Below are 246 nucleotides of genomic sequence, written 5' to 3'. Positions count from 1 at the left end.
TCGTGTACTGCATGACAGTGCGCAAATTTATGAAGATCAGTTAGCGAGTCTAAAAAGTGACAGCGCGAAGATGGGCACTACTGGTGAAGCCATTGATCTCGCGTTATTGGTCGATGGTTTACAAGCTGAACGTGAGCAAGGTATTACTATCGACGTGGCGTATCGTTATTTCTCCAGTGAAAAACGTAAGTTCATCATTGCTGATACTCCAGGTCATGAACAATATACTCGTAACATGGCAACGGG

The 246-nt window shown here is 44.3% G+C and carries 1 protein-coding gene; it reads left to right on the top strand.

Annotated features, from left to right (window positions below):
* Positions 1-246, top strand: a 246-nt coding sequence (locus AAEZ00_RS21925) for a GTP-binding protein (protein WP_351090135.1), incomplete at both ends; no start/stop codon positions are given.

It is taken from the genome of Shewanella sp. S1-49-MNA-CIBAN-0167 (assembly GCF_040310145.1).
Classification (GTDB): domain Bacteria; phylum Pseudomonadota; class Gammaproteobacteria; order Enterobacterales; family Shewanellaceae; genus Shewanella; species Shewanella psychromarinicola.
The sequence above is the reverse complement of the archived record's forward strand: the minus strand, read 5'-3'. Positions and strand labels throughout refer to the sequence as shown.